We start from the raw sequence: 11,214 nt of genomic DNA on the forward strand, positions 1-11,214 counted from the left end.
ATATTATAATTATATAATACTGTTCAATAAAACACCAAAGTGGACTGCTTTAAAAATACGTACCCTACATACTATAGTTAATTACCTCTTTTTGGGAAGCTTTGAGGTTATTTTTCGAATTTTTTACTGAAAACATAGGAGGATGATGAGGCATAGGATTATGACTACCATCTGATACGTGTGATTCGCCGCTGTTGTCGAGCAGTGTTTGCAACAAACAATGACTGCTTGAGTGTGGGATCAACTCATAACGTCTGGGATCACTTGAGTAATATTCTGCATCGTTTACTGTAGTATGTGACTTTAGGTCTTCAGGTGCAAATGCCCAATAATATAAATGACCGCGTTGACTTTCTATAAAGGATAACAAAGTTTGTTTCACCGTACAGGCTTGGTTATCAACCCAGTTGCAGGCTATAGCGAGTCCTTTTGCACTGGCTGCAAACAGAAGACCAAAAGACTGATCCCATACCGCACCGAGAGCACATGTGATACTACCTAAAGCATAGGCAAGAATGCGTGTTATAGGATTTAAAAGAGTAAGTCCTACGCGTGTAGAAAATGAAATGAAATCAATGATAGGTAAAATAATGCAATTTTTTGTTAATTGTAAGAGTGGTAAACATAGTGCACGTACACTATTAATACAGATATTGAAAAATGCATTATCAGAAAAATGCCCAAATGGCCAGGTAAAACCATAGAGCGGTGAAAATCTGAAACTGGCTATTAAATTGTCTGATGGTGGCCGTGTAGAAAAAGACAGTAATAATTTGCCTATATCATTGATGTTACCAAGAATTGCAAGGGTTTTAGTGAGTAGATTCGTAATCCCACGAAATGGTACATGTATAAAAAGAGCACTTACCTCGAGTAGTGGCACAGTCAGCAGCGCTAAAATAAAATCCGCGCTGGCTGCAAGAACTTGCTTGCTGAGGCTTGTAAAAAGAACGCCACTTTTTCTCCAACCTTTGAGAAAACCATCATGAAATCCATAATAATAACCTTCAAAAAGGGGGGCGATGCATAGTTTTCCTAGGTTGATAAAGCTTTTACATAACCATTTACAGGTGCCTAAAAGCCAATCATCACCAGGATGCATGATTGTATCATAAACGGCAGCGCCGCCTTTTCCACCTAAAGCAGCATAATTGGTATAAGGAAACTCCCCCATTTCATGTCCTAGTGAAGGAATTATTTTGGTTAAACTATAGCCTAGGCCAAGTGCCAATGAAGCAATAATAGCAATTTCCGCTGGATCTTCTTTAAGTACATTCACCGCTTCAACAAAAAACTTATCCAGATTACCTCCTGCTACAACGCCTTGCCAGTAGGTTATAGATGCCGAGATCGCTTCAGAAATTGTGCCATGACTCATCCAATGAGCTAGTTTTTGTGTCGGCTCAATGCCTGAGATTAAACCATGCAAGTGCAATTTGGTTAAAATCGATTTAAGAAACTCAGGAGCAAGTACTGCGCCACCGCCGTAAGCATATGCAGCCATCGCTAAACTACCAATCAAGGGATTTTTTTCACTGACGTCGATGAAAAAACTGGCGATATGGCGTATTACTTCTAACGCTCGATGAAAGGGATTGTCATAAGCATGTGGGCTTGGTGGATGATTGGGACGTGCAATGATGTAAGGGCTGTTACTAATTTGCTCTTTAATGAATTCTTCTATGGTTTGGCCAGTAGCTAAAAGCCCTTTATTTTCTAAAGCTAAAATCAATGAGTTTCTTGCTTTAGCGCGTTGCGTTTGTTGTTTGTTTAATTCAGAGGAGTCTTTTGGCGGGAGGTGTGTGTCATGAATATAATTGAAAAAATCGTCATGTAAGTGATGAATAAAACGATACATGCTTTTATAGAACTTATAGAAAAATCGAGGAATTCGCGAAATAAACGCATTCAGTTTAAGGCTAACACGCTCGGGTAAATAAAGATGACGTTTACTGACTTGCCCTAAAGTGTATAAGTCTTGTCCTTCTGGCAAGGGGTAGAAAAGTTCTTCATGCATAAAATAACGTAATTGTATGATTTTGCTTTCTTGTCTTATCAGGAGGAGTTGCTTGTGAGCAATAATTGCCCAGCTGCCATAGGGTAGTTGGTTGAGCGCTTTTTTCGCTTTTCTTGTATTACCTGCTGATATTGGTTCGCTAGGGCTGTTTGTCAGTTGGGTGATTAAGCTTTTTAAATCAGGATAACCCTTTTGTGGAACTCCTTGCAGTTTGTAGTATGGGGTTATTTTGGTTATCGTAAGCCCATCTAAACGTTTTAGTACTTCGGTTTTATGTTCAGGTTTGGCATTCATGGCCAAATAATTGATCCAATCGTGGCCATCTCGCCATAACTTACTAAAAAAAGCAGCCAGTTGTGCCAGTCTATTTGCAGGAACATCACTTAAATTTGCCGCAAGGGGTAGCTTATAATAGCCACAAATAACTCTTAAGGCATCGTCCAAATCCTTGCTGTTATGTCCTATATGGAGTTCACTATCCCAAATAAGGCAAGGGTGCCCAGCCTCATGGTTTTTTACGATACGACTAAAATCCATTTGGTCTTGCCGTGATATGGAATAAACACGGTTAAAAGAATAATGCTGTGCTGTTTTATGAGACTCATAAAGAATGTCTCCAAAAGTACCCTCAGAGATGAGAGGGGCAGTTGCTATTATGCGATTTTGATTAGAACAATGCCCTATGATGTCAATCACTTGTTTTCTTAGTTCTTCGTGCCCCTCATGATCCTGACTGGCTAATTTGCGCTCTCTTTTCAATAACCCTTTTAATGAATCAATGCATTCATTTGCGAGTTGCAATTTTTGTTCTTGTGCTGAGGTGAGTGGTTGGTTGTAACTTGCTGAGCGTATTCGATAACGATGAACTTTACTTATAATGTTAGATACCAATGAGGAAGGTCGCTCACCTGGAAGAAGTTGTATGAGATCTGCCTGATGAGTGAACAACATAAGTTGCACGGTTTTTTTATCATGGTTGGCTATTAAACGCAGCCTATCGCCTCCTGGGAGGAGGTATTCCATATCATAATGTCCATAGAGTACTGTTCCTGCTTCATCACTGAATGGGCTTCCTGTCACCGTAGGTAGGGCTTGGTGACTAAAGGGAGTGATAGTTAAAGGAACAATAATTTGTGTGTGGCCATTCGTCGTTACAAAATCAGGCATTGGAACTATCCGCTGTTCACATACTGCACAGGATACTTGGTTTTTTAATGAAATATCAAGTAGAAGCGGTGACAAACCTAGAAATTTTATACTGTCACTGATAAAATGTTTTAAAAATAAACAGGAATCCATTTTAATGACTAGTTATTGCGGTTATATCGCTTTAGTTGGTAGACCTAATGTAGGTAAATCAACACTTCTCAATTGTATTTTGCAACAAAAAGTGAGCATTACTTCAAGAAAGCCACAAACAACACGACATAGTATCTTGGGAATTCGTACGGAAGGTGATTATCAATTTGTTTATGTAGATACACCTGGAATTCATCAAGGAAGTAAAAAAGCAATGAATCGCATGATGAACAAAACGGCGATTAGTGTATTGCGTGATGTGGATGTGATTGCTTTTCTAGTTGATGGAACTCATTGGCAAGAAGAAGATGAATACGTTTTAAGTTTGGTAAAGCAGGCTAAGGTACCTTGTGTTTTAGTGGTAAATAAAGTAGATAAAATTGATGATAAAACTCAGTTGTTACCGTGGATAGAACAAATGAGTCAAAAACATGAGTTTGCGGCAATTATTCCCATATCTGCGAAAACAGGGGTTCAAGTCGATGAATTGCAGGATAAGTTACAGAATTATTTGCCTGAGGGACCTCATTTGTTTCCTGACGATCAGCTGACTGACCGTTCGATTAAATTCTTATGTGCTGAATTATTGCGTGAAAAAATTTTCCGCTTTTGTGGGCAAGAATTACCTTATGCTGTTACTGTAGACATTGAATCATTTAAAGATGAAGGCGCGCTAGTGCGTATTCATGCATTGATTCTTGTGGATAAAGACAATCATAAACGTATGATCATTGGTGATAAGGGACAAAAATTAAAGGAAATGGCAACAAGTGCACGGATGGACATGGAAAAATTATTAGGTAAAAAAGTATTCTTACAGTGCTGGTGCAAGGTCAAATCAGGCTGGTCGGATGACGAGCGTATATTAAAACAATTAGGCTATGACCACTAAGACAATAGAGGCTTGGGTTTTACATAAGAAATGGTCTGGAGATACGAGTGCTCATGTGAGTTTTTTTACGCGTGAGTCAGGATTGATTCAGTGCCTTTGTAAAGGGGGGCGCACACCTAAAAAGCAAGCCCTTTTACAACCGTTTACTCCTTTATGGCTTAGTCTTGCTGAACGTCATGAGCGATATTATGCTCAAACTGTTGAAAGTATTTCTCCAACACTGCACCTGACAGGCAGCTCGCTTTTTGCGGGTTTATACATCAATGAAATCCTTTATCATGCACTAAGCCCCAATTATTCTGATTCAACATTATTTGACGCGTATTTATTTACTTTAAATGGCCTTACCTTTGCAAAAGAGCGATTTGTTATTGAAGCGCTATTAAGACGTTTTGAATGGACGTTGCTGCATGCATGTGGTTATTCCTTTTCGCTAACACAAGAAGCAAGAACAGCTCATGTGATTGCTGACGACTTATGCTATCAATTTGTTGCAGGTGAAGGCTTCGTTGTAAACAGTAGAGGAATTCCAGGTACGCATATTCTTGCTTTAGCACAGGATAATTTAAATGAGGCTCCTTATCTCAAATCAGCAAAAATAATTATGCGTCAAGCAATCGATCATCTTCTCGGGGGACGCGAGATTAAGACCCGGGCCTTGTATTTTTCAGAAGTAAAATAAATGGGTGTGATTAAAGTGCGGTGTTAGGTAATTCGTTGCCCAAAAAAGCTCAATAACCGTAGGCTGGGCTGTTAAGCCCAGCAATTGTGCTGAAGTATTTTTTTAGAAAGATACGTGTTAATTGGGCTTCATAATAGAATTATGGGGAGTACGAAAGAACCTGGCAGATGCTGGGCTTAACAGCCCAGCCTACGCCTGCTTATTTGAATTTATTATCATCCTAATGCTTAATTTTAGATTAAATTGTTATTCCTGCGCAGGAACGACAACACATTCGTGGGGATGTATCAGCTCAGGATGACGTGATCTAAACAAATAGGGTTCTTGCTCTGGGCCAAGATGGACCTTATACTCTTTATTTTATTTGTAGGGTGTAGAATGAATAAGCCAATCTTATTGGGTGTCAATATTGATCATATAGCTACTGTACGCCAGGCACGTGGTACTCGGTATCCTGATCCGGTACAAGCTGCGATGGATGCAGAAGAAGCTGGTGCAGATGGTATTACGTTACATATGAGAGAGGATTTGCGACATATCCAGGCTCGTGATGTACGTTTGATGAAACAAGTATTACAAACGCGAATGAACCTTGAATTGGCAGTAACTGATGCAATGCTGGATTTTGCAGAAGAAATAGCGCCTGAGCATGCTTGTTTGGTTCCAGAAAAACGTGAAGAGATAACCACGGAAGGTGGCTTGGACGTACTGACACACCGAAAATCGGTAGAGCATGCCGTACGACGTTTGCAGACTATAGGCAGTGAAGTCTCTTTATTTATTGATCCAGAGCGTGATCAAATTACTGCAGCGGCAGATGTTGGTGCACCAGTAATTGAATTGCATACAGGTTGCTATGCGGATGCGACCGATGTTGAGCAGCAACAGCGTGAGTTAGAACGGATAAAACATGCTGCAGAATATGCAGCCAGCTTAAATTTGATTGTTAATGCAGGTCATGGCCTTCATTATCATAATGTGCAACCTATAGCAGCTATAAAAGAATTACACGAACTTAACATTGGCCATGCGATTATTGCTCGGGCTTTATTCTGTGGTATGAAAGAGGCAGTGCGACACATGCGTCAACTCATGCAGGAAGCCAGACTTTATGGCAATATCTGATGGTGGTAGACTGAAAATAATAAAGGATTTGCCTGAACTGTTTAGAACAAAAGCCACTTGGCAACAAAATGAGTAGCCTGGGTGCAGCCTAGTGGAACCCAGGTTTAAAGAAGATGTCATTCCCGGGTTCCGCTAGGCTGCACCCAGCGACAACTATGTAATCATACTAAAATGAACTTCTTCTCTCACTTGTAGAGGAGGGCATCCCTCATCTGCAGTGACTGGCACCTTCTTCCCATGGGGAGAAGGGACATTTATATATAGAATCTAAGTGGAAAGTAACTGTAGGCTGGGCTGTTAAGTCCAGCATTCTAAATTTGATTCTTGTTGGAAAGTCAGATTTGAGTCCAAGTTCCACAGTGTGAACACTGACAAAAAAAATCCCGGCATAAATCAACCGGGATTCAGGTAGAGGAGACGGGTAACTAGTCGCGGCCAGAAAATGCGCTTAATATGTTAAGCAAACTGACAAACAAGTTATAAATCGATACAAAAAGACCAACTGTGGCTGAAATGTAATTGGTTTCACCTTCATGAATAATCGCACTGGTTTGCATGAGAATTAATCCTGAAGAAATAAGTATGAAAGCAGCTGAAATCGCTAATTGTAATGCAGGTATGTGAATGAAAATTCCTGCAATCATTGCCAATAAAACGACCATAATACCAACAAAAAGAAATCCGCCTAAGAAGCTAAAATCTTTTTTCGTTGTTAATGCATAAGCAGATAATGCAAAGAAAATAATACCAGTACCGCCTAATGCAGTTGCAATTAATTGTGGGCCATTAGAAAAGTGACTAATGTAGAAATTAAGTACTGGACCTAAGGTATATCCCAGGAATCCGGTAAAGGCAAAAACACTGACTAATCCCCAGACGCTGTTTCTTAAAGCTTGGGTCAAAAACATTAAACCATAAACGCCAACTATCATAAGAAGGGGGTTCATTGGACGTGCGCCGCTTGTAAGTGATAAGACAGCCATGAATCCGCTGAACAGGAATGTCAGACCTAGTAATAAATAAGTATTTCGCAGTACCTTATTACTCGAAAGTACTGACTCATTACGTCGCGTAAGTATGGTGACATCATTTCGGTTCATTGTTTAGAGCTCCTCTATGTTTATATTTAGTCTAGCATATCTATGGGTCAGTTTCCTATATTTCAAGTTTTAAAACAAAGTATTTTTGTTTTGAGGTTCTATAGTACTATAGTAGTATTATGAAAGAAGATATAGCCTAGGTGCTGCGCAGTGGTTGAGACATGTCTGAGTTTTTTAATCCCGGGTTTCGTTGCACCGCACCCAGGCTACAACAGATTGAAGTTTCGACGTTTTTTAAGTCTAAATTTTAGGATTTATTATGGCACGGGCAGCACTAGTACAAATGGTTTCCTCAGCACATGTTGCTGAGAACTTACAACATGTCGAACATCTCATGAAACAAGCCCGTGACGAGCAGGCGGATCTCGTACTTTTACCTGAGAATTTCGCGTTCATGGGACTTCATGAAACAGATAAATTGCAGATTGGTGAAGTTTATGGTGTTGGGCCAATACAAGAAAAAATCAGTCAATTGGCAAAAAACTTAGGTTTGTGGGTCATTGCTGGAACTATTCCTCTGAAAAGCTCTGGTTCAAAGGTACGTGCCAGTTGCTTGGTTTATGATGCTCACGGCAAGTGTGCTGCACGTTACGACAAAATCCATTTATTTGATGTGCATGTCTCATCACAAGAGTCATATCAAGAGTCGATGTCTATTGAGCGGGGGCATGATTTGGCTTTGGTAGATACCCCAGTTGGAAAAATAGGGCTTACCGTTTGTTATGATTTACGTTTTCCTGAGCTTTATCAACTACTTATGTTGGAGGGGGCGCAGTTGTTTACGGTTCCTTCTGCATTTACAGCGGTAACCGGTCTTGCACATTGGGAAGTATTGTTGCGAGCACGAGCGATTGAAAATCTTTGCTATGTTTTGGCAGCAAATCAAGGTGGTCGACATGAAAATGGACGTACTACTTTTGGTCATAGCATGATCGTTGATCCTTGGGGAAAAGTGCTGACACAGAAAGAAACAGGACCTGGTGTAGTAACAACAGACATTGATTTACAAAGTCAGCAGGAGCTACGTCGAAATTTCCCCTGTTTAGAACATCATGTATTAAACTTATAAAATAGAGTACAAGTGCACGGTAGTAGAAAACTGAATGGTTGATATCCTATTCTACTAACATAATTTATTTTTATTTATTGAAAGGTACTTATTAAATGACAGAAGCGCTTACCACCGCAAAAAAAATCTTACTAGCTCCTGCGGCACTAGATGAAACGGGTATAGAAAAATTATTTAAAACCATGATGAGTCACCATATTGACGATGCGGATCTTTATTTCCAAAGTTGCAGCTATGAATCTTGGTATTTAGAAGATTCCGTAGTGAAAAGTGGTAGCTTTTCTTTGGATAGAGGTGTAGGTATTCGAGCGGTCAGTGGCGATAAAACAGGTTTTGCTTATTGTGATGACATTTTATTGCCTTCAATGTTGCGAGCAGCTGATGCGGCTCGTTCTATTGCACTAACGGGCTCCAAACCAGTGCAATCCATCCAGGTTCAAAGTGCTGCGATAAATCGCTATCAAGGACTAAATCCTATTGAGGGCATGAGCAAGCAAGAAAAAATAGCTTTATTAGAGGCAATTGATCAAGAAGCACGCCGCATTGATCCTCGCGTAATCCAAGTTAATGCCTCATTAAGTGGTTGTTATGAAGTGGTGATGGTTGCTGGGATGCAGGGACAAATGATTGCAGATGTTAGGCCTTTAGTCAGTATCAATGTGAGTGTTATTGTAGAAGACAAATATGGTAAACGGGAATCTGCTCGCTCTGGAGGAGGTGGCCGTGTGGCTTATTCCTACTTCCTTGAAAAAGAGAATGCGTTAAGTTACGCGCGTGAAGCGGTGCGCGAAGCATTGATTAATTTAGAAGCACAACCTGCACCTGCAGGAACAATGCCTGTAGTTTTAGGGCCAGGTTGGCCAGGAGTTTTATTGCATGAAGCAGTAGGACATGGTTTGGAGGGTGATTTTAATCGCAAAGGGTTATCTGCATTCTCAGGACGTATCGGCCAGCAAGTCGCAGCACCAGGTGTTACGGTAGTTGATGATGGTACTTTAAAAGACAGACGTGGTTCTATCACCATTGATGACGAAGGAACTCCATCCCAGTGCACTACATTGATTGACAATGGTGTTTTGGTGAATTACATGCAAGATAAGTTGAATGCTAAATTGATGGGAATGCAATCTACCGGTAATTGCCGACGTGAATCGTATGCACATGTACCAATGCCTAGGATGACGAACACCTATATGTTAGCGGGCCAACATGATCCAGAAGAAATTATTCGTTCTGTGCAACGCGGCTTGTATGCTGTTAATTTTGGAGGAGGACAGGTTGATATCACTTCGGGCCAATTCGTTTTCTCTGCCAGCGAAGCTTATCTTATTGAGAATGGGAAGGTTACTGCGCCAGTCAAAGGAGCAACACTCATTGGCAATGGGCCTGATGTGATGAAAAAAATCAGCATGATTGGCAATGATCTAGGATTGGATCGAGGAATAGGTGTTTGTGGTAAAGAAGGGCAATCAGTTCCAGTTGGTGTAGGTCAACCTACTTTGAAAATAGATGCGTTAACCGTTGGCGGAACTAGTTAAATATATCGTAGCCTGGTTGTACGCAACCAGGCTACATCTATGTTGTCTTTATATTAAATTCCAAAAAAATACCAAAAAGGGATCGACGCGATTACAATGCCTAGTTTTAATAGGGAAAACCAGGCATTTAATCTTAGTAGTGGATTAAGATGGAAGTTATTGTTTGTTTTGAGTAACTCTTCAAAACACAAAAAATAGCTCGACTGATAAGGAAAAATCCAGGCTTCAGTTGCCATTAAAATAACGAAAGCAACAACCCAGTTGCTTACTGTACCCTGATTGGCTAGAGGTATAATCACGGTGAAAAGGAGCGCAGGCGCAATCATTGTTCCTAAAAGCAAGCCCCCAAGCCAGCTGATAACATAAATGATAACAATAAAATAAAAGGGGTTTGCATGGGCTAAATGACTAAGCCATTGAAGATGGGCTAGTAGCCAAGGTTCAAATCCAATGTTTTGCAATGCATGCATTACGCCTATTATGGCACCGAAATAAAATAAAAAACTCCAGTTAATTTTTTTGAGTAATTCCTTTTTATCCAGCACATTAGTCCATAACAGCAATGTGAAAATCGTAATACAGGTCCAAAATGTAGAAATATCTTTCCAGGTAGAAATAATAGTTCCGATTGCAAAAAGCAGTAGGCTTATAATCGCAATATACTCCGCAAAAGAGAGTTGCCCCAGTGAGCACAGCTCTTTTTTTAATTTAGAATGATTTATTTTTAAGGTATTAGGTGATTTAAACGTGATTGAATGCAATATAAAAAACAAAGCAATTAGTAATAAGCCTGGAAAAGATGCCGCCCAAAGCCAATGTAGCCAATTGCCTTGCCATTGATTTTGTTCGGATAAGAGACTAAAGAGAATAAAGTTACTCGATTTTCCCGTAAGAAAAATAGTTGAAAGTAAAATACACCCATTAAAGGCTGCATTGGCTAATGCATTGGCTGTATCACTGCGTGGATGAATGGTACTGCTCTCAAGAATATCATCTAATAAAGGTGCAATTAAAGCGATACGCGAGCTTTGTACACTCATAATCGGTGTAATTAAGGCACCTATAAAAAACAGGAATTTTTGCAATAAAGAAGATTTTGATGGCAGATGAATTAATAAGATTAAGGCCAAACGATAAAATAGCCTTGATTTGCTCATGATCGCGCCAACACCAAAAACACTTACCGCAATAAAAAAACTCCGAGAGGTGAAACCGGAGAGGATGACATTCTGTGGCGCTATATTGAATAAAAGTGCACTAAGAATAATCAATGCAGCTGGGAGATACTCAGGCACAAGACGAAAAGTCCACATAATGAACGCGGCGCCTAAAATGACAATAAAACTGGTATGTGATAGGTCTATACCTGTGTTTTGATTCAGATAGAACGAAATAAAGGCACAAAGTATTCCCGAAATAGCAAAGCCAATTTCTGGGCTTATTCGACTGTATTTAAAAATCATACTTTATCATTCAATAATCCTACACCTAT

Annotated in this window: 8 protein-coding genes; 5 read left to right on the plus strand and 3 right to left on the minus strand. The window is 39.9% G+C overall.

What is annotated here, in order from left to right; all coding sequences use genetic code 11:
- Positions 1–64 precede the first annotated feature (64 nt).
- Entirely contained in the window at positions 65–3,184 is a 3,120-nt protein-coding gene (locus BGO44_RS04235) for a hypothetical protein (protein ID WP_273199368.1), read from the minus strand.
- Between the two features lie 136 nt (positions 3,185–3,320).
- Between BGO44_RS04235 and era the strand changes: the two genes are divergently transcribed.
- The 3 genes from era to pdxJ all read left to right on the plus strand — a co-directional run bounded on the left by era (position 3,321) and on the right by pdxJ (position 6,015).
- Positions 3,321–4,208 carry a GTPase Era gene (gene era / locus BGO44_RS04240; RefSeq protein WP_058510862.1) on the plus strand — a complete coding sequence of 296 codons (888 nt, stop codon included), beginning with the start codon at positions 3,321–3,323 and terminating at the stop codon, positions 4,206–4,208.
- A complete protein-coding gene (gene recO / locus BGO44_RS04245) occupies positions 4,198–4,890 on the plus strand; it encodes a DNA repair protein RecO (protein ID WP_273199367.1) in 693 nt (230 codons plus the stop codon). The genes era and recO overlap by 11 nt, the downstream gene beginning before the upstream one ends.
- A gap of 378 nt (positions 4,891–5,268) precedes the next feature.
- On the plus strand, positions 5,269–6,015 hold the full coding sequence (gene pdxJ, locus BGO44_RS04250) for a pyridoxine 5'-phosphate synthase (RefSeq protein ID WP_058510860.1): 747 nt from the start codon (positions 5,269–5,271) through the stop codon (positions 6,013–6,015).
- A 425-nt stretch (positions 6,016–6,440) separates the two neighbouring features.
- Here the strand turns inward: pdxJ and BGO44_RS04255 are convergent, their stop codons facing one another.
- Positions 6,441–7,115 carry a Bax inhibitor-1/YccA family protein gene (locus tag BGO44_RS04255; RefSeq protein ID WP_058510859.1) on the minus strand — a complete coding sequence of 225 codons (675 nt, stop codon included), beginning with the start codon at positions 7,113–7,115 and terminating at the stop codon, positions 6,441–6,443.
- A 259-nt stretch (positions 7,116–7,374) separates the two neighbouring features.
- Between BGO44_RS04255 and BGO44_RS04260 the strand changes: the two genes are divergently transcribed.
- Both BGO44_RS04260 and tldD read left to right on the plus strand, forming a co-directional pair.
- Positions 7,375–8,184 (plus strand): carbon-nitrogen hydrolase family protein, encoded by an 810-nt coding sequence (locus tag BGO44_RS04260; protein ID WP_058510858.1) that lies wholly within the window; start codon positions 7,375–7,377, stop codon positions 8,182–8,184.
- 95 nt (positions 8,185–8,279) lie between these two features.
- Complete coding sequence (tldD, locus tag BGO44_RS04265; protein ID WP_058510857.1) at positions 8,280–9,722, plus strand: metalloprotease TldD; 1,443 nt, start codon at positions 8,280–8,282, stop codon at positions 9,720–9,722.
- A 53-nt stretch (positions 9,723–9,775) separates the two neighbouring features.
- Here tldD and BGO44_RS04270 read toward each other — a convergent pair whose 3' ends face one another.
- On the minus strand, positions 9,776–11,185 hold the full coding sequence (locus BGO44_RS04270) for an SLC13 family permease (protein ID WP_058510856.1): 1,410 nt from the start codon (positions 11,183–11,185) through the stop codon (positions 9,776–9,778).
- Positions 11,186–11,214: the final 29 nt, after the last annotated feature.

The organism is Legionella sp. 39-23 (genome assembly GCF_001897665.1).
GTDB classification, from domain to species: Bacteria; Pseudomonadota; Gammaproteobacteria; order Legionellales; family Legionellaceae; genus Legionella; species Legionella steelei.